Below are 24,314 nucleotides of genomic sequence, written 5' to 3' on the forward strand. Positions count from 1 at the left end.
AAATCATGTCCCCTCATCGCTCTTCAACGTCTTTTGATTATCGTCCAACCACGTTTCAATGCGCGGAACCAACTGCTCTGCAGCCATATGCTCCATCTTTGGTCCCGGCAAGGAATATAAAAAGTGCTTGCCATAGCTTGTTTCGATCACGCGCGTATCATAGATGATGACGATTCCCTTATCCTGCGAGGTCCGCACCAATCGGCCGAATCCCTGCTTAAAGCGGATAACGGCTTGCGGCACGGAATACTTCCGGAATGGATTCTGATTTTGCCGTTTTAGCCGCTCTGATTTTGCCTCCACCAACGGGTGGTTCGGCGGCTGGAACGGAAGTCGAACAATCGCCAAGCACGTGAGTGCATCTCCAGGAATGTCTACCCCTTCCCAGAAGCTGCTCGTCCCCAGCAAGACGGAAGCGGATTGCTCCCTGAACCTGCGGGTCAGCTTGCTGCGGTTACCGCTGTCAATGCCTTGTCCAAGCACGTGAATCCCGTGAACGCTCAGCGCTTCCTTCAAAGGCGCATATACGTCCCGCAGCATGCGATACGAGGTGAAGAGCACAAGCATTCGTCCTCTCGTTACTTGCGCGACATCCGCTATCGATTGCGTCAACATCTGGTTGAACTTTGCATCTGATGCGCCCTTTACGCTCGGGAAATCACGTGGGATAACGACTAATGCCTGTTCCCGGTAATTAAACGGTGACGGTAATATGACCGTGTGCAGCCGTCCATCCCGCTCCGCATCCTTCAGCCCGATTTGTTCTGCCACGAACTGGAATGATTTATCGACCGACAGCGTAGCCGATGTCAGAATTACACTTTTCTTCGGTTCAAAAAAATACCGTTTCAGTGCATCACTCACATCGACCGGGACTGCGTACATATGCATCGATTTATGCTTGAACTGGGAATTACCTTCCATCCAGTAGACCGTTTCCGGGTCTTTCCCCTGCATAAAGTTGCGGAATTCATCCCGAACTAGGCCCAATTCTTTGAACAATCCCGTCACGTCCACGACAACGCCCTGAATTTCATCGTCATCGTAATCCTTCCATTCGTTGGCCAGCTTCTCTCCTGACCGAACAATATCGCTAAGCCGGACATGGATGTCGCTTTCCAGCTCGGTGATGCCAGCCCAAGCTTCTGGACGTTCGCCCGACGGCAACCGGAATACCGTCTGCCCGGCGGCTTCGGCTTGTCCGTTCTCAGTCGGAGGAAGCAATTGGAACAAGACTTCATTCAAACGGTCCCATTGTTCCTTCACGTCGACGATTTGCGTGAGCAGCTTGTCGATTCCTTCTGCCCAGATAAGCGCTTTCTCGTGACCGGATAGGCGGAGCCGCATCTGAAGCAAGATCAATGCTCCATTCTTGCTGTCTTTGAATAGCCGCGTTAACGGATGAATGAGTGAAAAATATTGCAAATGAATGCCTAGATGTTTGCCTGCCGTCTCTTCAAAATGATGAGCCTCATCTATGACCAAGTGTTCATAGGTAGGCAACAGACGATGTTCGGCAATGACATCGGTGAACAGCAGAGAATGGTTCGTTATAATAATGTCCGACAAATTCGCTTCATTCTTCGCCCGATGATAGAAGCAGCGCCGGAACCACGGGCAAGCCCGGTTCAGACAAGAGTCGCTATCACTGGACACCGTATCCCAGAAATCTGGACCTTTGTGGACCAAATGCAGCTCCTCATCATCGCCATGCTCCGTCTGGCTTAGCCAGACGAGAAACTGAGCAGCGGTTATGCTGTCGTCACGCGCATGAACGAACTCTCTATGATTTATTTTATGTTCAAATTTTCTCAAACACAAATAGTGACTGCGTCCTTTTAACACCGAAGCTTTGAAAGGAAACGGAACAATCTTCTCCAGAAGCGGTAAATCACGCTGTCTCAACTGTTCTTGCAAATTGATAGTGTGCGTGCTAACAATCACTTTCTTCTCTTGAGATACGCTGTAATATAAGGAAGGGAGCAAGTATCCAAGTGATTTCCCAGTGCCTGTTCCAGCTTCAATCAAGAGATGAAGGTCCTGCTCCTGGCATTCCATCACTTCGTTAAACATTTGTTCCTGAGCTTCACGCGGCTCGTAATTCGGCAACAGACTCGCCAAATTGTTCCTCACTTCATCCATAAAGCCACGGAACGTCACATTGTTGAGCGGACTGCTCTCTGAACCTTCACGCGGAGGAAGGGTATCCGTCCAATCCCCTTGCTTCAACGTTAGCTGACGGAATGGAAAGTTACCTTCCTTCTCGTCCCAATCGGACACGTCCCGCTCACGTTCATTTAGCTTCTCCACCAGCATCCACTTTAAATCGCGCTCTTCTTGATCGCCAAATACATCCACAATACGTTGCAGAGTCAGAAGCGGCAAGTCATCGATCGCTTGCAGGCAGCGGATAAATACATCGGCTGTCGCTCTCGCGTCGCTGTCGGCTTGATGCGGTCGGTCATGGATGATTCCGAATTCATGCGCAACCGATCCCAACTGATAAGACGGCAGTGAAGGGAACAGTATCCGCAGCAGCTCAATGGTGTCCAGAATACGTCCGGTAAACGGTAAATAACCGGTCTGCTCTAGAGCTTGGCGCAGAAATTGATAATCGAACGCAACATTATGTCCGACGAGCACGACGTCACTTAACAATGGAACAAGCCCTGTCATCGCTTTATCCAAGTCTGGCGCATCCTGCACATCCTCATTGCCAATTCCGGTTAATTGCGTAATGAATTCAGGAATTGTGATGGTCGGCCGAACGAGCGTATGATACTCGCGTTCCATCTGTAAATCGTGACCGAGAATGACGAGTCCGATTTGTATAATTTCATCGTTAGGCTGATTGCCTGTCGTTTCAAAGTCCAATACAGCAAATCTCATCTTAATATAATTCCTCTCGCAATTACTGTTATTAGCATAACAGATGTTCGGTCATTTGGAAATGACTAGAGGGAAACATCTGTGCGTACTTCGCACGAATGTTCCCCTCTAAATAATCTTATTGCATGTGGTTCATATTTCCGGCACCGTACTGCAGATGACCGCAATTCGACAGACACACCTTCAAATTAAAGACCGGTTCTGGCAATGAAGGATCCATCTGGTGGGCTTTCGCAAAATACTCTTGCGCCAGAGACAAGTTGCGCTGCTCCGCTTGAATACAACCGAGCGCATTATACGCGATGGCCTTCAAGCACTTGCTTTCCGTTAAAGGAATGATGAATTCGAAATGATGTCCGGCTTCCTGGCTTCGCCCCATGTTCAAATACGCCATGGCCAGATAAGCCCGCACTTCAATATTGTCCGGCTGATGAAGCGCCGCTTGCTCCAAATGCTTGACTGCTTCCTTATACATCATCAACAAATAATATCCTTGGCCCCGTTGAAAAGGATCGCCATAATCGGGTGCCGAGATCTCTTGTTCCTTCTTCATCTTACCGCCAGCAGCATCCTTGCCGCGAGGACGCAGCTGCGCAAGCTTTTCTTCAAACTGCAGCCATTCCTCCACAATGAGATCGCTCATGGAGCGAAGCAATGACATTTGGTGATCCAATTCCTTTTTTTCTTTGCCTTGTGCATGAGGATACTGCCGAATAATATCATCCAACAAGTCGTTCATCGTTGCGAATACATGTTGCAGCACGATTCATCCCACCTTTACAAGTGATGCGTATCGTCATCTTGCGGCTCACGTTCATTTTGTGTTAAGGGGATGCATTTCATTCGATGCTCCAACGTTTCCCGAGCAGTGCCTTCGCTTGTCAATTCCGATTCCTGATGATGCCGTTAACGATTAACGAACAGTCGCATACGTTTCGGTCTGCGTCGCGAGCTCGACCGGTTTATTGTCCGCGTCCACGAAGACGATTTTTGGATCATATTGCTTCGCTTCTTCATTCGTCATGGAAGCATAAGAAATGATGATGATATTATCTCCGGGCTGTACATGGCGCGCAGCCGCTCCATTCAGACAGATTACGCCAGAATGTTTTGGCCCTGGAATGACGTAAGTCTCCAAACGGGCACCATTATAATTGTTTACTATTTGCACTTTTTCATTCGGCCAAATATCGGCACATTCCATAAGATGCTCGTCAATCGTAATGCTGCCAACGTAGTTCAAATTGGCTTCGGTAACGGTTGCCCGGTGAATTTTTGACTTCATCATTTCACGTAACATGGCACATTCCCCCTATTTGTTCTCCAGTAAACGGTTATCAATCAATCGAGTTCGACCGAACCGTACGGCCAGTGCAATCAATACGCGATGATCCGTATTCGCCAGCGCTTGTTCTGGCGATAGCGCTTCAAGTGAAGGAAATTGCATTACTTCCACATAATCGATATCTGCAAGCGGCGCTTCCTGAATCGACTTGATGATGTTGTCCCTCAGTTGAGGCGCCGTCATGTCTGGACGCTGTTCCAGCCAAGCTTCGACTTGACGCAACGTACGGGACAGCACCAATGCCTGCTCACGCTCTTCTGCAGACAAATAGATGTTGCGGGAGCTGAGCGCAAGACCGTCCCCTTCACGCACAATCGGGCACGGCACAATCTCGACGTCAAAGTTCAAATCCTTTACCATTTGCTGTATGACAGCCACTTGCTGGGCATCCTTCATCCCGAAGAACGCTTTATCCGGCTTCACCAGATTGAACAGCTTCGCGACAACCGTCGTGACACCGTCGAAATGTCCTGGGCGGGAGGCTCCACAGAGCGGAGCCGTTACACCCTGGACTTGAACCATCGTCTTCGTCGGTTCCGGGTACATCAATTCGGCGGTAGGAAGAAATACGATATCCACTCCGTTCTGTTCCGCCATTGCTAAATCATGTGCCTCATCTCTTGGGTATTGCTCTAAATCCTCATTCGGACCAAATTGAATCGGATTGACAAATATGCTTAATACGACGATGCCGCATTGTTTTTTTGCTTCCTTCATCAGACTGGCATGACCTTCGTGCAGAAACCCCATTGTCGGCACGAAGCCTATGGAAGGGCATTCGGCTCGATGTATTTCCTGTTGTGTGCACTGACGAACCGCATCGCGCAGTTCTGCCATCGTTCTTGCTGCAATCATGGAGCTTTCACCTTTCCATTCCCGTACAGCTCTCCAGCAACCTCGTCGTCAGCCGTGAAGGCGTGCGCTTCCTGCGGAAACGCCTGCTGCTTCACGTCCTCTACATAAGACGCGATGCTGTCTCGAATCGTCGTTCCGATGTCGGCATAAGTCTTGACGAAGCGCTTCTCGCGATAATCCGAGGTATAGCGCAAAATATCGTGAAAGACGAGCACTTGTCCGTCACAGCGCGCTCCCGCGCCAATTCCTATAGTTGGAATTGACAGCCGCTCCGTAATATAGGCCGCCACTTGTTCTGTTACGAGTTCAAGCACAATGCCAAAAGCTCCGGCACGCTCTATTGCGAGAGCATCTTCAAGCAAGCGCTTGGCGTCTTCCAGCGTCTTGCCTTGAATACGGTACCCTCCCAATTGATGAACGGATTGCGGCGTCAGTCCTATATGTCCGAGCACTGGCACGCCTGCTTTCACACAAGCATCCACCATCATTGCAATCTCCGCGCCACCCTCCATCTTCACGGCGTTGGCATGCCCTTCCTGCATAATCCGGCGCACGCCGGACATGGACTCGGCCACTGAACTGTGGTAGGTCATAAACGGCATATCAGTTACGACAAACGTGTTGGGCGCTCCACGACGCACGGCGCGGGAGTGATATACCATATCATCCAATGTGACTGGCAGCGTGGAATCATAGCCGAGGACGACGTTGCCCAAAGAATCACCGACCAGAATCAAATCGACACCGGCTTCCTCAGCCAACTGTGCGGATGGGTAATCATACGCGGTAACCATGGCCAGCTTCTCACCTTGTTCTTTCATCGTCTTCATTTTCACAATACTTAGCGGTAGTTTTCGCTTGATCATATCGTGCTGTTCATCTCCTTTACATCTCTTTTTAGAGGTTGGCACGCACTTTTTAGTGTGCGCAAAACAAAAAAACCTTTTAGCGTTTCCACTAAAAAGGTCCCAAAAGATAAAAAGAGGTCGCAAGCGGACGTCCTTCTGTCTCGGTCCCTTCGGCTCAGAGCAGAAACGTGCACCACGTTAATCAAGGAATATGTACTTGTCAGCACGAGTTCCTTGCTTAGTTGGGGGCGAGTGCGGTTCTATACAGATACCGCCTTGCCGCCATTAGTATAACAGAAAGTAGAGCATGTTTCACCCTGTAAAATGTACATCTCCCGAAAAAACTTTGCGGCAGCTGCCGTCTTCGCCTACTAATACAAGCGCCCCCGATTCATCCAGGCCTTGCGCGACGCCGTGAACGGCACCGTATGGGGTCTCGACAGACAAGCTGCGTCCAATCGTGACGCTCTGCGCTTCCCATAGCGTGCGAATTGGTCCGAAGCCTTGTTCTTCATAGAGCTGATACAACTGCTCCAATTCTAACAGACACTCCGCCACCAAGGTAGCACGGTCTACTTCCTGTCCTGATGCCGCCTTCAAGGAGGTGACAATCGGTTGCAGCTCAGGCGGATAATCAGCTTGATCAAGATTGACGCTTATCCCCATGCCGGCGATGACATGCACGAGCCGTTCGTCCTCTGCGTACGATTCCAGCAAAATCCCGCATACCTTTTTACCGTCAATCAAAATATCATTAGGCCATTTGATGCCCAAATTGGCATGCGTTAGGCGCTTCATCGCCCGGCACAGCGCCACCGCGGACAGGAGCGTCAAATGCGGCGTAAATTGGAGCGGAATGCGCGGCTTCAAGACCATGCTCATCCAAATGCCTTTGCCTGGCGGCGAATACCAGCCCCGCCCGTGGCGGCCGCGGCCGCCGAGTTGTTCCTCGGCGATGACGATCGCTCCTTCTTCCGCTCCTTGCTTCGCCCACTCGGCGGCAACATTTTGCGTCGATTCCGTCTTCTCCAGAATTCGAATTTGCCGTCCAAGCGTCTTCGTCTTCAGCTTCGTCAATAGAGCGATCTCATCAAGACGGGTCGGTATTTGAATAAGGCGGTAGCCGAGCTTAGGCGCGGCTTCAAATTCGTATCCTTTTGCCCGGAGCCGATTAATCTGCTTCCATACCGCCGTGCGCGTAATTTGCAGATGGCGGCTAATCTCTTCCCCAGATATGTATTGTCCGGGGTGTTCTTGAAACCATTCCAACAGTTGGTCGCTCATCGTTCCTTCCACTCTTTCACAGCATATTTCAATAACGCTTCGCGTTCATTCGGCACTTCTTGCAGGGCGACGGCGAGCCAAGCTGCTTCGAGGCTATGGCCCAGCCAAGGCCCTGCCACCCGCTCCGCCGCCTGCAGCAGATCCGAGCCCGTCAGGGCAATATCCTGCAGGCGGCGGACGGGAATGTCCTCCAACCAAGCCTGACCATGTTGGAGGAACGGCTGCACAGCAGCCGCCGGCTCGCCAGCCGCTCCCACGCCCGCCAGGGCGCTGCGGCAAGCGAGCCAACCGCGCAGCGCGTCTTCGCCATAGGCGAAGAGCGCTTGCGCGAAGGGGCGGCGCCACGCTTGGGCGCCGCCTGGCACGGCGGCAGCGGCTAAGGCGGCATTGCCGCCGGCCGCCAGCCGCGCCTCCGCGCGCAGGACGCCAAGCACCGCGTCCTGCTGCGCCCCGGAGAGGCGAAGCGCCAGCGCAATGCGCTTCGCCTCTCCTTCGTCGACCTCGTGCCCGAGGAGCAGCAGCGCCAGGCGCAGCTCGGGCGATGTCACTCGCCCGAGCGCGCACAGCAGCGGCTGCCACCGGGTCGACTCGGTCGACGCCAATGCGCCCAGCTGCTCCTTCGTATGCTGAAGGAGCCCGCTGCGCAAGAGCAGGGCCCAGCCGCGCGCTGGGTCGGCCCCTGCCGTCAACTTCCACAGCTCGTCACGCACGCGTTCCATCGCGACGAAAACGAGCGTCGACTTCTCATGGCATAGCGCCCTCCACGTCGACTTCGCAATCCGGCCGCTCAAGATAGCCGCAAAGCGAACGCATCGCAGCATGCGCAGCGCATCTTCACGGAACCGCTGCTCCGCGTCTCCCACACATCGGATAAGTCGCTGCTCCAGATCGGCCTCGCCGCCGAACGGGTCATGCAGCTCCCCATCCGCATCAATCGCCATCGCATTAATCGTAAAGTCCCGCCGCATCAAGTCTTCGTCCAGATCGCCGATGAACTCCACCTCTTCCGGACGACGGTGGCCCTCGTACGCGCTTTCCTTACGAAATGTAGTCACTTCGTAAGTGTTGGTCGGCATGACCACGGTCACAGTACCGTGCTGAAGCCCGGTAGGCACGACGCGGGGGAACAGCGACAGCACCTGCTCCGGAAGCGCCGAGGTGGCAATATCGACATCGTTGATAGGACGCCCTAGGAGCGAATCGCGTACGCAGCCGCCGACCATATATGCTTGGTAGCCCTCCGCCATGAGCCGCTTCATGACATCATGCGCTTCTGTAAATAGTTCGCCTTTTCCAATTATACCCATTACGCAACACACCTCATTTACACACAAGTGCGCGCAATGATGGGAACCATTGCGCGCATCAGCTCGACATTGCTATCTATATCGCCGCCGATTAGCATACAGGCTTCGGCACTTCAACCTCTTTGCCCAACACCCGATAATATATTTTCTCGTATTCCCTTGCAATCAGATCATTGCAGAACACGTGACGGGCACGGTGCAGGCATGCTTCCCGCATTTTCTGTGCTAGCATCGGCTGCGACAACAGCTGAATCGCGTACTCTGCCATCGTCTCCGTTTCACCAATCGGAGCCAAAAAACCCGTTTCTCCGTGCGTAACCAATTCAGGGATACCGCCTGCTTCCGAACCGATGGTCGGAACACCGCACGCCATCGCTTCTAACGCAACGAGTCCGAAGCTTTCTTTCTCCGATGGAAGCAGCAGGCAATCGGCAAGTGAAATAACTTGTGCGATTTCATCCTGCTTCCCGAGAAAATGGACGCGGTCCTCTAGCCCCATTTCGCGAATCTTGCATTGAACCTTTGGCATATCCGGTCCTTCCCCCACGAATACAAGACGCGAAGCGACCTTCTCTTGCACACGCGCGAACACATCAACCACATCACTCACCCGCTTTACAGGGCGGAAGTTCGAGATATGCATCATTATCTTCTCGAATGGATACGCAAATTCCGATCGCAGCTGAGAGCAATCACGCGGATAGTACACTCGTTTATCTACGAAATTATATGTTAAATCGATCGGTCGCTCGATATCCAGCAGTTCACGCGTTTCTCGGATCAAATCTTTCGACACGGCTGTCACCGCGTCGCTTTTATTAATAGCAAATCGTATCATATCTTTAAGCGACTCGTCTTGCGCCAGCACGGTTATGTCGGTGCCATGAAGCGTCGTCACTACCTTCAGATCGGGATGAGCCATTTGCTTGGCCAAATAAGCGCATACTGCATGCGGAACCGCATAATGCACATGCAGCAAGTCCAGCTGCTGCAAATTGGCGACCTGCGCCATTTTGCTCGCTAACGATAAATCATAGGGCGGATAACGAAAGACATAATAATCGTTCACTTCCACCTCATGATAATGGATGTTTTTCTGAAAGCTCGAGCCTAAGCGAAACGGTATATTGTGCGTAATAAAGTGAACTTGATGTCCTCGCTCAGCCAATAGCTTGCCAAGCTCCGTTGCAACGACCCCGGAACCGCCGAGAGACGGATAACACGTTATGCCGATTTTGAGTCCTTCGTTCATGCCCTTCCCTCCTCTTATCGTGACATGGTATCCACCTGTTACGACAGCAGAATGATTTATCTCTAATTTAGAAGCCCGATGTTCGTGATCAAAAGCGGCTTTTCGAACGAACTCTATAAGAACGATGAGACCGCGTAAGGACCTTTTACGACGAAGCCCTCAGCAAACGCAAACCCACGTGTCTGGCCCAAGAGAGTATCCCGCGCCTCCACCCGTTCCACGTATCCCTGATTCAAAGGTGTCGCAACGAAAGTACCGCTGCCGTCCGGCTTCGTAAATTGCGAAGCATACGCATGCAGCGCTGCGCGCTTCATGTCGTAAACCGCTGTCACATCTACAAGCAGTTGCGCCGATGCGACATCATTAATAAAATAAAAATAAACCTGCTCCACCAGATGTTCATCCAGCTCAGGCAGGTAGCGCCGCAATTTCGCGTTAAACACTGCTTCCTGCACGATCCGGCTGCATTGTATATGATCTGGATGGCGGTCTTCCCAATAAGGCATGAACACGATGCGCGGACGATGACGACGAATCACCTCGACGACCGCATCAATATGCTCGGAGCATACCTGCAGCCCCCGGTCTGGCAGACGCAGATTTTCCCGAACAGAGAGCCGCAGCGCAACGCTCGCCTGCTTCGCTTCCTCACGTCGCAAATCAACCGTACCGTTCGAAGACATTTCCGCCTCCGTCAGATCACAAATGCCGACCTTGAAGCCTTGGGCCGTATGCTTTGCAATAGTCCCAGCCATCCCTATCTCTACATCATCGGGATGAGCGCCAAAGGCCAATATATCGAGACCGTTCATTACTCCTCGACTCCCGGTTTATATTTATGAGCCAACTCACGCCAAGCGAAATCACCGCGTTCCAGCGCCTTCACCAAAATCTCCGCCGTTGCAATGTTCGTCGCAACCGGAATGCCCTGAACATCGCATAGACGAAGCAATGCGATAATATCCGGCTCGTGCGGCTGTGCCATCAGCGGGTCGCGCAGGAAAATAATCAAGTCCATTTCATTTTCCGCCACAAGGGCGCCGATTTGCTGGTCTCCGCCCAATGGACCGGATTGAAAGCGGTGGATGCGCAGATCGGTCTGCTCCATAATCCGCAGGCCCGTCGTGCCCGTAGAGTATAATTGATGATCCTCAAATACCTTTTCATAGGCGGTAACGAAATTAACGATCTCGTCTTTTTTTCGGTCATGTGCGATAAATGCGATATTTAACATGTCGTAACCCTCCGTTGTCTATCCCCTAGTCAAATGGTGCGGCAATCAATCATCAAGCAAATGCTCAAATCCGTAGACTAACTCCTGAAGTTGAACGACTTTCTTCACTGCCATATTAACGCCCGGCATATAACCCGCGCGATCATACGAATCATGGCGGATTTTCAGAGTTTGTCCATAACCTCCAAAAATCACTTCCTGCTGTGCAAATATACCAGGCAATCTCACGCTGTGAATGCGAAATCCGTCATAATAGCCTCCGCGTGAGCCCTCGATTTTCTCTTCTTCACGCGGATTGCCTTGACGGTGCTCCTCACGTACTTTCGACACCATTTCCGCCGTCTTCACCGCCGTACCGGAAGGTGCGTCCAGCTTCTGATCGCCATGGTACTCGATAATTTCCAGATCGGGTAAATACTTTGCCGCTTGCGCGGCAAAGCGCATCATCAAGATTGCGCCGATCGAGAAATTAGGCGCAATCAAGCCGCCAAGCTGTTGCTCGCGGCACATCTGCTGCAATTGCTCGATCTCGTCGGGGCTGAATCCCGTCGTGCCGATGACTGGTCTCACGCCACTGCGAATTGCGAGCAGCGTGTTGTTCATGACAGTGTTAGGCGTCGTAAAATCGACCATAACGTCTGGCTGCGTGTGCTGCAAGGCGCTTTCCAGATCCGAAGTCACCTTTATGCCGCATGGCGGAAGTCCAACGAGCGAAGCGGCATCTACCGACCCTGCCGACGTAGCAATGGCGGCAACCAACTGCAACGCTTCATCTTCCAATACCATCTTCACGACTTCTCTGCCCATACGCCCGCTAGCTCCCGTTACAGCTACACGAATTCGTTCCATCTCGCCCTCATCCTTTCTGCGACTATTCCTCTGTCTGCTCCTCTATTCGAGTCCAACGATTCGCATCACGGGTATTGAACTTGTGCATACATGCATCATGTGCCTTCGTCAGGTCAATACCAAGCGAATTGGAAAAGCAAAGCAGGATAAATAATATATCCCCTAGCTCCATATCAATTGAGTTATCCGCCTCAGAAGACTTCTTCGGCTTCTCACCATAATAATGGTTCACTTCGCGAGCTAATTCTCCCACTTCTTCAGACAATCTGGCCAACATGGCAAGCGGGCTGAAGTATCCTTCTTGAAACTGAGATATGTACTCATCGACCTCTCGCTGCATCTGTGACAGCGGCTTGTCGCGCAGCGAAGACAAGAGTGATTTTACGTCTGTATTTGTCATGCAATCCCCTTCTTTACGCAGTACATTTTTAAAGTACATTCTGCTACTATGTTAACGTATACCCGTATGGAAAACAAATGCTTTTTATCTAATAATGAATTCGATATACTAATGAAGATGTAAGTTATAACCCACTAAAAGGAGCCCTGAATTACGTGAATTCATCCCTGTTTCAGCGCGTATGGCATACCTTTCTTCCGATAACGGTCGGCACGGCAATTTATGCATTCGGTTTAATTTACTTTATTATTCCGAATCAGCTTATGGAGGGCGGAGTCACGGGAGTTACGGTACTGCTTAATTACGCGGCAGGCATAAAACCCTCCTTATCCACGTTAGTGCTAAACATTCCTTTGTTCGCTATTGGCTGGCGCGCTCTGGGCAGCAAACAGATGGTGTACAGCGTTTACGGCGTTCTCTCGCTCACTTTGTTCCTATGGCTGTTTGAGCAGGCGGTTGCCCGCGAGTGGATCATTCCCTTCCAGACGGAGCATGATTTCATTTTGGCTACCCTATACGCCGGCGTTACCTTAGGAACGGGGCTCGGTATTGTCTTCCGCTTCGGCGGCACGACCGGCGGCGTCGATATTCTTGCACGCATGGCGAATCGCCGCCTCGGCATCAGCATGGGGCAGTTCATTCTTTTCCTCGATATTTTCATTATCGGCGCAGCGCTGTTCTACATACCGAAGGAAAAGATATTGTATACATTGGTGGCCGTTTTTATTTCCTCGAAAATGATCGATTTCATTCAAGAAGGCGCTTATGCGGCCAAAGCCTTTACGGTCATTACCAATCATTCGGACCAAATCGCAAATACCATTACGAAGGAAATGGAGCGTGGCGTAACACTCGTCCCAGTCATTGGTGCTTATTCGCGCGAACCGAAGCAAATGGTATACTGCGTAGTCAGCCGCACGGAGATTCGCCGCTTTAAAACTTTGGTGAAAGAGATTGATCCGCGCGCCTTCATTGTCGTCAACGATGTTCATGATGTGTTGGGCGAAGGCTTCCGCGAAGAGTAACGAGAATTGGGATTCCACATTCAAGCCGCAAGCTGAAGATGAATAAATGGTACAGACTGGCCGTAGGCAATAGATATGCTCGTGCCATCGCTAGCTTCACTCTCCCTTGCCGTCAGGAGAGAGGCTCTGCGTGAAGAGCTGAGTAAAAGGGAGAGTGGGCATATACGTATCGTGACAGTTCGTACATACCTGCAGCAGGTATAAGTTACGTTACTGCCATCGCTAGCTTCACTCTCCCTTGCCGTCAGGAGAGAGGCTCTGCGTGAAAAGCTAAGTAAAAGGGAGAGTGGGCATATACGCATCGTGACAGTTCGTACATACATGCAGCAGGTATAAGTTACGTTCGTGCCATCGCTAGCTTCACTCTCCCTTGCCGTCAGGAGAGAGGCTCTGCGTGAAAAGCTGAGTAAAAGGGAGAGTGGGCATATACTATCGTGACAGCTTGTTATCGCCACAGCATGTTCTCCACAGGGCGGAATGACGAAATCGAGTTATACAATAGAAGCAATTCTGCTCGGTGGCCAATTAATACTGCGAACACGAGCAGTAGTGCGTCTTCTGGATCAACGAGAAGAGCTGGAATATACCAACACGGTATATCCCAGCTCTTTTTGTATTTTATCTCGTCCCTTATATGGCCGCTTCGGCAGCCGAATCGGACTCGGCATCTGGTTGATGGCGATGCACCACTTCATATATTGTCACCTTAAAGTCGATGATGTTGCCATCGGCCTGCTCGCGGCGCGAATGACCACGCTTGAATTCCTCGCTCTGGACCCAGTTGTCGAACGCGGCACGGTCCTGCCAGACCGTGCGGACTACGAATTCGTCGTACTCCTCCTCCTGTCCGTTCTTTAATAGCTCCATGCTCACGAATCCCGGCATCCGATGCACGTGCTTCGGTCGTTCAAATCTTGTCTCCAAATGGCCTCCCATCCCTTTATGCACGCGAATGCAATTCGTTACAGCAATCATGGGGATTCCTCCTTATAGTGCGTGTTCAAAAAGATCGCTTTTCAGCATCGAGAAGTACATGTTTTTGCAAGAAAACTATATCGAAATCATTCTCGACTTCGACTTCTTGAACAACCTCTCATAGGGTGCCGGCCGCAACAGCCAGCGGAAATATATAGGGATATGCTTCTTCTTGATGAATGCGAACCCGGATGCGGAACACGCTCTCGAACATGTCCGGTGTCATCACGTCACGGGGTGGTCCATGATGAACGACGCTTCCGTCATGCATCACAATCATGCGATCGCTGTATTGAGCCGCCTGATTGATATCGTGCAGCACCATCACAATCGTCATGTTCATCTGTCCATTCAGCTGGTTCATCAGCTCCAGAACCTCAAGCTGGTTAGCAATATCCAAATAGGTCGTCGGTTCATCCAACAGCAGGACCTTCGGCTGTTGGGCTAAAGCCATCGCAATCCATGCGCGTTGGCGCTCTCCTCCAGATAACGATTCCAGCGGCCGATCAGCCAATGTCTCCATGCGCGTGGCGCTGATGGCCCATTCCGTCACGGCGCGGTCTTCTCGGGATGTGCCTGACAGCATGCTGCTGTGGGGATGTCGACCATATTGCACCAGATCGCGGACGGTCATGTCGGTCAGCTGCGGCTGAATTTGGGTCAGCATCGACAGCGCTTTCGCCGTCTCTCTCCCTTTCATAACCGCGATATCCTTGCCATCCAGCATGACCAGACCCTGATGCGGCTTGAGCAGTCTGGCCATAAGCTTCAGCAGCGTAGACTTGCCTGAGCCGTTAGGTCCAATAATGCTAATCCGCTCACCCTGCTCAGCATAAAGGGACACATCCTTAATTCCAAAATGCTGTGACATGTCGAAGCACAGCTGTTCCGCACTAAGCACGGCCACTGAACACACCTCCGCGTCTTAATAAATAGAGGAAGAATGGTGCCCCCACCACGGCCAGCAAAATTCCTACTGGCAATTCCAGCGGGTCGAACCAGCTCCGTGCGGCTGTATCGGCGAACACGACCAGCGCCGCACCGCCCAGGGCGGATACCGGCAGCAAGTACGCATAGTTGTTGCCGACAATTAGCCGTACCATATGCGGGACGACAAGGCCGACGAAGCCTATCAATCCTGACACGCTCACGGCGATGCCGGCCAGCAGGGTGCTGATCGAAATAAGGAACAGACGACTCTTTTCCGTCGGATGCCCGAGCAGCTTCGCTGCCTCATCGCCAAGCAGCAGAACATTCGCATGCCTAATGCCGAACACCGACAGGAGGAGAGCAACGGCAAAGTAAGGCAGCACCATCTGGAGATGGTACCAGCTCACACCGGCAAGACCTCCAGACAGCCAAGGCAGCACGGCTTGCACTCTGTCGCTGTAAAGCTGCATAATGCCTGATGTGACAGCCCCTGCCAAAGCGTTGACGGCTACCCCTGCCAAGATGATGCGCAGCGGCGAGGCCCCTTTCTTCCAGGCGAGGCTGTAAGTAATCATAACGGCGACCCATGCACCAACAAAAGCGGCTGCCGGAACCAAATAAATCATTTCCGGAAAAATGAGCATGATGATGACGGCCATCAGGCCCGCTCCTGCCGATACGCCGATAATGCCCGGATCGGCAAGCGGGTTGCGCATGACTCCTTGCATGAATGCGCCGGAGATGGCTAAGGAGCTCCCTACCACCATAGCCAACAAGGTGCGCGGCAGCCGGAAGTTCCAAATAATCTGATCATCGGTCGAAGGCTCGCGGTGAATTAGCACCTCCCATATCGTCTTCACGGGAATGGATACCGCCCCTGTCGACAGTCCGTATAGAAATGCTGCCACCAGAAGCACTACGGTTGCAATGATGGTCACCGTCCGCTTCCACTTACGCGGGTCTTGACTCTGTACCCCCTCGCTGAACGCTTCGGGAGCCTTCAGCTTGGCATCGATAGTCATCCGTTATCACTCCGCCTGTTTCAGATGAGTCGCAAGAACATTTAAGGCGTCTGCGATTTTCGTACCTGGATTGGTGCCGAACAGATGTGAAGGAAGCACGATGATATTTTCGTTCTTCACGGCTGTCATACTGCTCCAGGCTGCATTTTTACTAATTTCTTCATTAAATGCTTTCTGTACTGCTTCCGGGTCTCCGTGCGTAATGAGCAAAATAATATCTGGATCCGCTGCAATGACACGCTCCGCACTCAGCTGCGCATAACCAGACATTTTATCCAGCTTCGGAAATTGTGCAGCTACATTTCTGCCCCCGGCTCTCGTTAACAGATCGCCTGGAAGCGAAGATGGGAGCGCAGCCAGCAATGTGCCGGGAGCGCCGTACACGATTAAGGCCTTCTTCGGATTGTCTTTATTGACCTTACCGGCAATTTGCAGCTTGATGTCCATTGCTTTAACGGTCGCCTTGGCCTTCTCCGTCTTGCCGAGCAATTGTCCGATCTTCAGCACATTCTCCTTAATTTCATTAACGGATTCAGAGCTGGCCACGTACACTAGCGCACCAGTTGCTTCCAACGCTTTAATATCCTTTATGTTCAAGCTTTTGCTTGCAATGACCAACTCTGGCTTCAATGAAGTAATCTTCTCGTAATTCGGCGCATGACCCGATCCGATAACCGGTGCGTCCAACACCTCTTTTGGCAATGTCTTATTGCTCGTGTTCGGGCGACCAACGACTTTTCCGCCCAATGCCGCCACAATCTGTGCATCTCCAGCAGCTAGCGTGACCACCTTCTCGACTGGCTTGCTTAATGTCAGCTCCCGGTCGGCGAAATCCTTAACGACAATGTTGGCCTGCGCGCTCGCTACCGGCGCATTGAATGCGGCATGTACAAGCGACGAGCATACTAATGCGGCAGCTAGCATAAGCTTACCGGAATGGCGGACAACAGAACGTAACATGAAAAATACCTCCTATGGATATGTAGTGAGTAGCGATGAGTGATCATGATGGATGATAAAATTGAATCCTCATATCTTTACTCTGTCGATAATGAGAATCATTATCATATTCTTTAGTTATAATAGTTGATATTGATTATCATTGTCAACAAAGAAATGCGTATTCCCTTTTCTATCACACCTCTCTCCCACACACCGGTTGTCCTGCCGATCAAAAAAGACCGTGCAGCTTGGTGCCAGCTCACGGTCTTACATGCATTATCGGACATAATTCATTACTGCGCGCTGCAAAGTTTCCAATGGCTGTACGCCGACAAAGCCTTCCACTTCCTTGCCTTCATAAAACAGCTTCAAATTCGGGATCCCCTGCACCTGATACTTGATGGCTGCATATGGGTTGCTATCCACATTGACCTTAGCTATAATCGCCCGATCTCCCATTTCTTCGGCCAATCTATCGAGCGTCGGCGCAATCATGCGGCAAGGTCCGCACCACGGCGCCCAGAAGTCGACCAATACCAGCTTATTGTCCTGGATAAAAGCTTCAATCGTGCTGTCTGTTAATTCCACCGTTGTCATGTCTATATTCCTCCTAACTAGTTGTCACTATATACCCCTATGGGTATAATATAGATCTTTCTGCTCCATTCGTCAACTATCTCAGCTATCTAGCTATCTTATTATCCAGACGGTACAGCTTGATGCGACAAAGAGGCGCTGCTCAGAATCATGCGCCTCTTGCAGGTCAACTGTATTGATGGAATCAGACTATATCAGACATTATGGACGGGTCAGATAACTGAATATCCACTCGGACCTTCAATCGGTACTCGTGCGGGGATATTCCCTCCAGTTTCTTGAACATACGTGAGAACTGCTGCTTCGTATTCTCAAAGCCAACCGCGTTCCCTGCTTCAGCCAGTCGCATGGAGCTATGAGCAAGCAGTTCCATCGCTTTTCGAATTCTAACCTTTTTCAGATACGATACGAAGTATCTCCGGTGAATGCCTTGAATGCTTCGCTGAAAAAAGTGTAGCTGGACGATACATGATTGCTCACCAGCGCCATATTCAGCGGCCGAAAATAATTTTCTTTCATTGCAGATGCCGCTGAGCCAGCAGCCTTTTCCACCATTTCCACCGTGATGACGGTGACGGCTTACGCGGCACTAGCTCGAGTTATGGTTCAGAACGCGCAGCTATGTCAGGTATACATCAATGGATGCCGCTTCACCACTGCGTATGGCTTCCGCTACAGAACCGTGAAGGGTGCCAGCGTCCACCTCGATGACTTGACCATTGTTCAGCGTGACGGTAAGACTGCGTACGACCGCCGCCGCTTCACCGAACGTATCCGCTCGCCGCGGGTTGTGGTAAGTCACTTGCACACGGCCGAGAAACTTGAATGACACTTGGCCGGAATCATCGAACAGCCAGCCTGGAAGGATCGGACAGAAAGTAAGCTCTAGTTCGCCGTTATGCATGCGGAACAATCTCTTGCCAACCATCATATATCTCCACATGCTGATGAATTCCGCCGTCGATCCGCTTAACCTGGCGACGAAGCCGCGGCCATGCACATGCGGATCCGGATTGACGCCGGTCGCGATGAATGACGAGTTCTCCAAGGTGCTTCGACCGTATACGGCCGGGTCGAGGAACGGGACGAGCGATGTCTTCAATTCATTCGTATACTCCTCGTACAGCCCAGCTTTAAGCAGCGCAAGCAAATATTTGTATGACATGTGCAGGAAGTTCGATTCCCGCTCCAGCCATCCTGGCGTAAAGGCGCGCATCCGGCCGATCTCATGCGATTCCTGTTCCAGACTGACCGAGGTTTTGTACATGTGCGTCGTCGGATCGAACAGATCTGTCGATCTGATCCGATCATAGATATGTTTCGCCTGTGTCGGATCATCGATCGTCTTCAACCAACGTGTCGGACCTTCCAAGAAATAAGGCAGGGCGTACGCCTTGAAGCCGTTTACCTTCGCCTTCGGCAGGCCGTATCCGCTCATAACCGCGTGTCCCTGCTCATCGGTAATGGCTTCGTACGCTTCCGCTTCAAAGCGGAAGTATGTCGGTGTGAGTCCAGTGCCGAACTCTATCGCTTGCTCGATGCCTTCGTCAATCTTGGCTATAAATTTCCGATATGCGGCTTGGACAACATCCAGAGACACTTCAGCTTCTATTCCGCTAATGCCGAAGCGGATGCGTTCGCGATAGCTTTCTCTTAGGGATGCCACGCGATCCCAATACGAACTGCTCCGTTCGGCCTTCCGCGTACTCCTTAATAGCTTGATGGACTTCGTGCAGCAGTTCGGCCATTTCCTCGGGCACGCGTATCGTGCGACTGCTGTATTCATCCAGAGCATTCAGCATGAACTGGACGAGACGCTTCAGCTCGAATGTCTCGCTCATGCCCGAGCCGAATAAGCCTGGCAGCCCATTCATCGCATCGTTCCAGCCCGGCTTGTTCGCCTCCATCTCCACGCCCATTCCGTACGGATCCAAGCAGGAGAACTTGTTCAAGGATAACGACAGCATTTTCACGAACAGATTCGTCCGATAGATTTCCCCGCGACCGTTATGTGTACGCAGCCAATGAGTCTCCTTCACTTTGCGCCCGAGTTGCTCCATCTTCTCTTCGTCCCGGATAAGAGCTCCGTATTGGCGGACTTTATCGCCGCTCAGCACATACTTCTCGCTGCGCGGCAGCACATACGCCGGACTGTCGTAGAAAGCGTATGTATCCTCTCCGAATAGCAGCTCTTCCTTTTTGTCCGGGAAGATTTCAAGATAGCCGTCTACGAGGTCCATGTTGTAAGTCCAATGGTCTGTCCAGAACCCTTCGCCGAATTCAGCCTCGATCTGCTGCTCAGCCAAGGCGAACAGACCAGTCAGGAACTGCTCTTCGCTCATCTGAAGCGGCACCGCGTGGTCAGCAATGTAATTAATAATTTTGCCTGGCGTGAACTTGCTGCTGCATATAGCCAGCAACGGCTCATGCTTGTCTGCCGCCGCGGTCTTGATCCACTCCGCCAGCTTACCTGCGTTCACCCTCGGCACCTGAAACGTACAGCCCGCAACGCCAAGCGGATTGTATCCGTCCGCTTGCATGAGACTAAAGAACATCCAAATATTGAAGGTCCCTACCTGCGGATTGAAGAACACATCGTTGCGCCGGTTCTGGTTCATGTCGCGGAAGTTGCCATTGCCTTGGGAGTAATATTCAGGCGCTAGCGAGAAGAAATTATAGTCCCGCTCCAAGTCGCCATGCTTGCGCGAATACAAATGAATGACGAAGCCATCCTTGCCATTGTCGAACAGGAACGGATACCCTCCACGCAAGAAATTATCCATGTACGATTGGCGGCTATAGGCGTCGAACATCGGCGAAGACGTATGTGTGGCGATGTCTTCGGTCAGCTGCTCGGTCAAGTCGTTGGCTTCTTGGCGTTTGCGTAACACATATTGAGCGCTGCAGATGCTCGCTGCCCGCCGGTTTATCTTTCCAATGTCGTTCACATGTCCGATCAAGGTATAGATGTGGAGGCTCTGTCCCGGCTGCAGTGTCCGGGCCGTACCGGTAAATCCGCACGGCACTTTATTGTATGGGTATTGCGGCTGTTGAACCAGGTCGGATAGCGTTGTATCGGCGAAGCGCTCTGGATAAGCGAGCGACGTATTGCTGCCGAAAATGATTTCAAAGTCGACAATGGGCGTTATCGGCTGACCATCCTCGCTGAACGACAAATAGAAATGTCCGTTCGCGACTTCGCTTACCTCTGCTTCATCATGCGTGCTCGATCGCACCTTGTAGAACGGAATTCCTTGCTCCAGATTATATACTTCCATCCAGCTGCGCAGCAGGTTGCCCACTTCCTTAAAACCGCCGTTCTCCACACCGTATGGAAGAATTTCCGGCATGCCGTCCAGAATCTCGAGCTCCAACGCTTGCTGCGAGACGTTCTTCACCTCTACTTGCCGCACCAATGCCGCATAATCTTCATGCGGCAGATTGAAATAAGTGACACGGGTCTCCAATCCCTGGATCACATTCTGTTCCTCAATCGTAAGTTCGTTCGGACGTATGCGCATGACACGCTTCGCGGCAGAATCGGGACAGCTCGTCTGAAAAGGCTCATAGACGGTCTCTACCCCGCGAATCTTAATAAAGGTGCGGAAGCCATTCGTCGCAATGCTCTTATAGGTGATGCTCGCAGGCGAGAATTCCATGATGGACGAATTCTTATCCCGAATGCCGAAGCTGCATACCGCTTGGCCGCGATTCACATAGAACGTCCACATCGGAATCCCTTTCAGGCCGGCCATGCCAGGCAAAAAGCTGGAGAATGGCTTCGCTTGATCAAAGCCTTCGATAACGAATGATTGCTGTTCATATGAATAGTTAACCAACGTAATAACCTCCTCGTGAGTGCAGCGAAGCCGGATGCCCACTTGAGCGAACGGCTTCGCCGGTTATGGCACGGCTTAACTGTGGATCAGGATGGTAGCGATGGAATGCGGCGGCAGCACAGCTTCCGTAATCTGTTCACCTAGACCGATCGCAGCTTGGCGGGCTTCGTCGCTCTCGTTCATCAGCACGGCGGCAATGCTGCCGTCCGGGTTGCGGAACGCCGTCGCCAGCACCCCGTCTACCGCAGACGTCAAACCTATGCGCACGGCGCCGGGCACAATGTATTTGCTAAAATGACCGATGTAATAATAAGAGCTGTTATAGTGCAGCGTATCTGTCGTCGTATCCGCAATGATCGGGGCATCGCATAGATTGTTCACATGGTTAGGTCCGCCGGTCTCGTCCAATACGATGTTCCAGTCCAAATAACCTTCGGTCCAATTGTTCAGATCGCCGATGATGTTACGCCCGTATCGCTCGCCTGTAAACCATTCGCCGAGCTTAACGCCGCCCTCTTGGCATCCTTCCGTGAAGAGGAGATGCTTGTCTGGGAACATGTCATGCACCTTTCCCACATTTTCGAACTCCTCGCTAACATACCAGTGGAAGCCAGTGCCCCATACATATTTCGCCGCTTCCGGATCGGACAGGACAACCGAGGCGCGATCTACTATAATGTCGCGGTTGTGATCCCAGATGAGGATGTTCACATCCTGCATACCTGCTTCATGCATAACCGGACCGAGGTGGTTTTTAATAAAATCGCGTTCTTCTTCCGCGCTATAAATGCAGGAATCCCATGTCTGCACCGCGTCCGGCTCATTCTGTATCGTGATGCCCCAGATCGGCACACCCGCATTGCGGTACGCCTCAATAAATTTCGTATAGTAACGGGCCCAGACGTCGCGGTATTCCGCCTTCAGCTGACCGCCGTGATTCATCTCTCCATTCGTCTTCATCCATGCGGGCGGGCTCCAAGGAGACGTCAGCATCGTAATGTCTCCGCCTTTCACTTTGACTGCATCTTTAATTAACGGCAACACCCAGCGGTGATCACGGGAAATATCGAAGGTGCTCAGCTCGGAATCAAAGTCCTCCACGTACGTATAGTTCTCCAGCGCAAAGTCGCAGCTATGAATATGAACGCGTCCAATCGTGTATCCCAGTCCCTCGCTAGCATCGAAATAGCTGCGGATAGCTTCAGCCCGCTTCTCTTGACTCATGCGGGAAAGCGTATACGCCGAAGCCTCGGTAAATGCTCCGCCGAAACCGAGTATCGTCTGATATGTAACGTTAGGATCCAACTCGATATCCGCCGTTCGACCCTCTACTCTTGCCGTGAAGGAAACAACCCCCTTGTCACTAAGCCGATCTGACTTGCTTGTAAGTATCCATTTTCCTTGTGCCATTTCATCCAACTCCTTTGATATATATGAATCGAAACCGGTTTCGAAAAACTGCAAAAAAAAGATTTCGGTTCCGGCGGCTTGCCTTCCCCGTGAATAAGAACGAAACGCCCTGCCTGCGTTCCCGCACACAAAGCATATTCATTCTTATTGTTCAACGCGGATGCACGACTCCCGCACTACTAACTCCACTGGCAGCACGATCGCTTCTAACGAGGTTGTGTCGTTATCGATGGATTGGATAAGAATCTCAGCCGCCCGGCTCCCCATACGAACACTGTCTTGACGAATCGTCGTCAGTGCCGGCGTCAAATACTGGGCTAGATCGATATCGTCATATCCTATAATCGACATATCGCGAGGGAGCGATAATCCGTGCTCCTTAGCCGCTATCATAGCTCCCAAGGCCAGATGATCTCCTGCCGCAAACACGGCGGTCGGCCGCTCTTCAAGCTCAAGCAGCTTCATCATGGCAGCGTATCCGCTTTCAATGGAAAAATAAGCGCCCGCTACGATGTACGCTTCCTGCGGCTGCAGCTTCAAGCGCTTCAACGCAGTTGTGTAGCCCGTCTCCCGCTTGGCGCCCGCAAACGTATTCATGCCGCCGGTAATGTGAGCGATACGCCGATGCCCCAATGAATGCAAGTATTCGACGGCCCGGTAGCTGCCCTCGATATTGTCCGAGTAGACCGCATGGGCTTGCGTCGTATCGTAATCGATGACTACGCACGGGATGTTGCTGTCAAACAGCTCCTGCAGGTCGGGATCATCATAATCCGACAAAATGACGACCACGCCGTCAACACCGCGAAGCTTGCAGTTCTCCAAGTACCCGCTGCGCCTGCCGCCCACGTCTTTCGAGATGAACATCAGCACATAGCCTTTCGAAGCTGCGACCTGCTTGAAGCTCTCAATCACAGCACTGAAGTAGGGATGACGAATTCCGATTCCCGATGATTCTACGAACAGCACGCCAATCGTCCACGATTTCTTCGTCGTAAGCGTGCGAGCATGGGCATTGGGCACATAGCCGAGCTCTTCGGCTGCCTGCAAAATCTCCTGCCTCGTTCTCGCTCTCACGTCGGAGTAATTGTTGAATACCTTGGATACCGTTGTAGGTGAGTAGCCGGTTTTTTTGGCAATGTCATAGATGGTGATCAATCTGGAGCTCACTCCTGTGCTAAATTCCACCAAAGTGGTTCCTTAATAATTTGCATTCTATACGCTTCACCCGCATTCGTCAAATCACAACTATATAAGTGGTGGACAATTGGCGTGCTGAGCGTAGAGTTGAACTACATTATTTTCGTGATC

The 24,314-nt window shown here is 51.7% G+C and carries 23 protein-coding genes; 1 reads left to right on the forward strand and 22 read right to left on the reverse strand.

Translation table 11 applies throughout. The features are described from left to right. Nucleotides 1–3: 3 nt before the first annotated feature. From dinG to LQV63_RS09260, 12 genes are all read right to left on the reverse strand, one after another. The gene (gene dinG / locus LQV63_RS09205) at nt 4–2,889 is read right to left on the reverse strand and encodes an ATP-dependent DNA helicase DinG (protein ID WP_233696473.1); all 2,886 of its coding nucleotides are present in this window, start codon (nt 2,887–2,889) and stop codon (nt 4–6) included. Between the two features lie 118 nt (nt 2,890–3,007). Then, nucleotides 3,008–3,652, reverse strand: coding sequence for a tetratricopeptide repeat protein (locus LQV63_RS09210; protein WP_233696474.1), 645 nt, complete (start codon nt 3,650–3,652; stop codon nt 3,008–3,010). 150 nt (nt 3,653–3,802) lie between these two features. Further along, nucleotides 3,803–4,189: an aspartate 1-decarboxylase gene (gene panD, locus LQV63_RS09215; RefSeq protein WP_233696475.1), complete on the reverse strand. Its 387-nt coding sequence runs from the start codon at nt 4,187–4,189 to the stop codon at nt 3,803–3,805. A gap of 12 nt (nt 4,190–4,201) precedes the next feature. Then, a complete protein-coding gene (gene panC, locus LQV63_RS09220) occupies nt 4,202–5,089 on the reverse strand; it encodes a pantoate--beta-alanine ligase (RefSeq protein WP_233696476.1) in 888 nt (295 codons plus the stop codon). Next, the gene (gene panB, locus LQV63_RS09225; protein WP_233696477.1) at nt 5,086–5,955 is read right to left on the reverse strand and encodes a 3-methyl-2-oxobutanoate hydroxymethyltransferase; all 870 of its coding nucleotides are present in this window, start codon (nt 5,953–5,955) and stop codon (nt 5,086–5,088) included. The genes panC and panB overlap by 4 nt, the downstream gene beginning before the upstream one ends. Before the next feature lie 294 nt (nt 5,956–6,249). After that, a complete protein-coding gene (locus tag LQV63_RS09230) occupies nt 6,250–7,221 on the reverse strand; it encodes a biotin--[acetyl-CoA-carboxylase] ligase (RefSeq protein WP_233696478.1) in 972 nt (323 codons plus the stop codon). Beyond that, complete coding sequence (locus LQV63_RS09235; RefSeq protein WP_233696479.1) at nt 7,218–8,528, reverse strand: CCA tRNA nucleotidyltransferase; 1,311 nt, start codon at nt 8,526–8,528, stop codon at nt 7,218–7,220. Before LQV63_RS09235 ends, LQV63_RS09230 begins: the two co-directional genes overlap by 4 nt. A gap of 91 nt (nt 8,529–8,619) precedes the next feature. Beyond that, nucleotides 8,620–9,780 carry an N-acetyl-alpha-D-glucosaminyl L-malate synthase BshA gene (bshA, locus tag LQV63_RS09240; protein ID WP_019421885.1) on the reverse strand — a complete coding sequence of 387 codons (1,161 nt, stop codon included), beginning with the start codon at nt 9,778–9,780 and terminating at the stop codon, nt 8,620–8,622. 113 nt (nt 9,781–9,893) lie between these two features. Beyond that, a complete protein-coding gene (gene bshB1 / locus LQV63_RS09245; RefSeq protein WP_233696480.1) occupies nt 9,894–10,592 on the reverse strand; it encodes a bacillithiol biosynthesis deacetylase BshB1 in 699 nt (232 codons plus the stop codon). Continuing rightward, nucleotides 10,592–11,014 (reverse strand): methylglyoxal synthase, encoded by a 423-nt coding sequence (gene mgsA / locus LQV63_RS09250; protein ID WP_019421883.1) that lies wholly within the window; start codon nt 11,012–11,014, stop codon nt 10,592–10,594. The genes bshB1 and mgsA overlap by 1 nt, the downstream gene beginning before the upstream one ends. 45 nt (nt 11,015–11,059) lie before the next feature. Next, on the reverse strand, nt 11,060–11,863 hold the full coding sequence (dapB, locus tag LQV63_RS09255; RefSeq protein WP_233696481.1) for a 4-hydroxy-tetrahydrodipicolinate reductase: 804 nt from the start codon (nt 11,861–11,863) through the stop codon (nt 11,060–11,062). Nucleotides 11,864–11,885: 22 nt separating this feature from the next. After that, entirely contained in the window at nt 11,886–12,263 is a 378-nt protein-coding gene (locus LQV63_RS09260; protein WP_019421881.1) for a nucleotide pyrophosphohydrolase, read from the reverse strand. A 155-nt stretch (nt 12,264–12,418) separates the two neighbouring features. Here LQV63_RS09260 and LQV63_RS09265 point away from each other — a divergent pair, with 155 nt between their 5' ends. Beyond that, nucleotides 12,419–13,288, forward strand: coding sequence for a YitT family protein (locus LQV63_RS09265; protein ID WP_019421880.1), 870 nt, complete (start codon nt 12,419–12,421; stop codon nt 13,286–13,288). A 630-nt stretch (nt 13,289–13,918) separates the two neighbouring features. Here LQV63_RS09265 and LQV63_RS09270 read toward each other — a convergent pair. From LQV63_RS09270 to LQV63_RS09310, 10 genes are all read right to left on the reverse strand, one after another. Then, entirely contained in the window at nt 13,919–14,263 is a 345-nt protein-coding gene (locus LQV63_RS09270; protein ID WP_019421879.1) for an antibiotic biosynthesis monooxygenase, read from the reverse strand. A gap of 118 nt (nt 14,264–14,381) precedes the next feature. Continuing rightward, entirely contained in the window at nt 14,382–15,164 is a 783-nt protein-coding gene (locus tag LQV63_RS09275) for an ABC transporter ATP-binding protein (RefSeq protein WP_036704431.1), read from the reverse strand. Beyond that, nucleotides 15,157–16,215 (reverse strand): FecCD family ABC transporter permease, encoded by a 1,059-nt coding sequence (locus LQV63_RS09280; RefSeq protein WP_019421877.1) that lies wholly within the window; start codon nt 16,213–16,215, stop codon nt 15,157–15,159. Before LQV63_RS09280 ends, LQV63_RS09275 begins: the two co-directional genes overlap by 8 nt. A 6-nt stretch (nt 16,216–16,221) precedes the next feature. Further along, entirely contained in the window at nt 16,222–17,175 is a 954-nt protein-coding gene (locus LQV63_RS09285; RefSeq protein ID WP_233696482.1) for an ABC transporter substrate-binding protein, read from the reverse strand. Nucleotides 17,176–17,433: 258 nt separating this feature from the next. Beyond that, entirely contained in the window at nt 17,434–17,754 is a 321-nt protein-coding gene (trxA, locus tag LQV63_RS09290) for a thioredoxin (RefSeq protein WP_233696483.1), read from the reverse strand. Between the two features lie 184 nt (nt 17,755–17,938). Further along, nucleotides 17,939–18,280 (reverse strand): helix-turn-helix domain-containing protein, encoded by a 342-nt coding sequence (locus LQV63_RS09295; protein WP_325175870.1) that lies wholly within the window; start codon nt 18,278–18,280, stop codon nt 17,939–17,941. Nucleotides 18,281–18,373: 93 nt separating this feature from the next. Beyond that, on the reverse strand, nt 18,374–19,420 hold the full coding sequence (locus tag LQV63_RS31750) for a hypothetical protein (protein ID WP_325175868.1): 1,047 nt from the start codon (nt 19,418–19,420) through the stop codon (nt 18,374–18,376). Next, nucleotides 19,371–21,593, reverse strand: a complete 2,223-nt coding sequence (locus LQV63_RS09300) for a hypothetical protein (RefSeq protein WP_325175869.1) — start codon at nt 21,591–21,593, stop codon at nt 19,371–19,373. Before LQV63_RS09300 ends, LQV63_RS31750 begins: the two co-directional genes overlap by 50 nt. A 75-nt stretch (nt 21,594–21,668) precedes the next feature. Next, nucleotides 21,669–23,003 carry a glycoside hydrolase family 30 protein gene (locus LQV63_RS09305; protein ID WP_233696484.1) on the reverse strand — a complete coding sequence of 445 codons (1,335 nt, stop codon included), beginning with the start codon at nt 23,001–23,003 and terminating at the stop codon, nt 21,669–21,671. A gap of 144 nt (nt 23,004–23,147) precedes the next feature. Then, a complete protein-coding gene (locus LQV63_RS09310) occupies nt 23,148–24,161 on the reverse strand; it encodes a LacI family DNA-binding transcriptional regulator (protein ID WP_233696590.1) in 1,014 nt (337 codons plus the stop codon). Between the last annotated feature and the right edge of the window lie 153 nt (nt 24,162–24,314).

Origin of the sequence: Paenibacillus profundus, from assembly GCF_021369635.1 — a bacterium.
GTDB classification, from domain to species: Bacteria; Bacillota; Bacilli; order Paenibacillales; family Paenibacillaceae; genus Paenibacillus_B; species Paenibacillus_B profundus.

Coding starts and splice junctions, on each gene's coding strand:
- LQV63_RS09235 (WP_233696479.1), bottom strand. CDS start 8,528: ATGGGTATAATTGGAAAAGGCGAACTATTTACAGAAGCGCATGATGTC.
- trxA (WP_233696483.1), bottom strand. CDS start 17,754: ATGACAACGGTGGAATTAACAGACAGCACGATTGAAGCTTTTATCCAG.
- LQV63_RS09260 (WP_019421881.1), bottom strand. CDS start 12,263: ATGACAAATACAGACGTAAAATCACTCTTGTCTTCGCTGCGCGACAAG.
- panD (WP_233696475.1), bottom strand. CDS start 4,189: ATGTTACGTGAAATGATGAAGTCAAAAATTCACCGGGCAACCGTTACC.
- dapB (WP_233696481.1), bottom strand. CDS start 11,863: ATGGAACGAATTCGTGTAGCTGTAACGGGAGCTAGCGGGCGTATGGGC.
- LQV63_RS09305 (WP_233696484.1), bottom strand. CDS start 23,003: ATGGCACAAGGAAAATGGATACTTACAAGCAAGTCAGATCGGCTTAGT.
- panB (WP_233696477.1), bottom strand. CDS start 5,955: ATGATCAAGCGAAAACTACCGCTAAGTATTGTGAAAATGAAGACGATG.
- LQV63_RS09230 (WP_233696478.1), bottom strand. CDS start 7,221: ATGAGCGACCAACTGTTGGAATGGTTTCAAGAACACCCCGGACAATAC.
- dinG (WP_233696473.1), bottom strand. CDS start 2,889: ATGAGATTTGCTGTATTGGACTTTGAAACGACAGGCAATCAGCCTAAC.
- LQV63_RS09285 (WP_233696482.1), bottom strand. CDS start 17,175: ATGTTACGTTCTGTTGTCCGCCATTCCGGTAAGCTTATGCTAGCTGCC.
- bshA (WP_019421885.1), bottom strand. CDS start 9,780: ATGAACGAAGGACTCAAAATCGGCATAACGTGTTATCCGTCTCTCGGC.
- LQV63_RS09270 (WP_019421879.1), bottom strand. CDS start 14,263: ATGATTGCTGTAACGAATTGCATTCGCGTGCATAAAGGGATGGGAGGC.
- LQV63_RS09280 (WP_019421877.1), bottom strand. CDS start 16,215: ATGACTATCGATGCCAAGCTGAAGGCTCCCGAAGCGTTCAGCGAGGGG.
- bshB1 (WP_233696480.1), bottom strand. CDS start 10,592: ATGAACGGTCTCGATATATTGGCCTTTGGCGCTCATCCCGATGATGTA.
- mgsA (WP_019421883.1), bottom strand. CDS start 11,014: ATGTTAAATATCGCATTTATCGCACATGACCGAAAAAAAGACGAGATC.
- panC (WP_233696476.1), bottom strand. CDS start 5,089: ATGATTGCAGCAAGAACGATGGCAGAACTGCGCGATGCGGTTCGTCAG.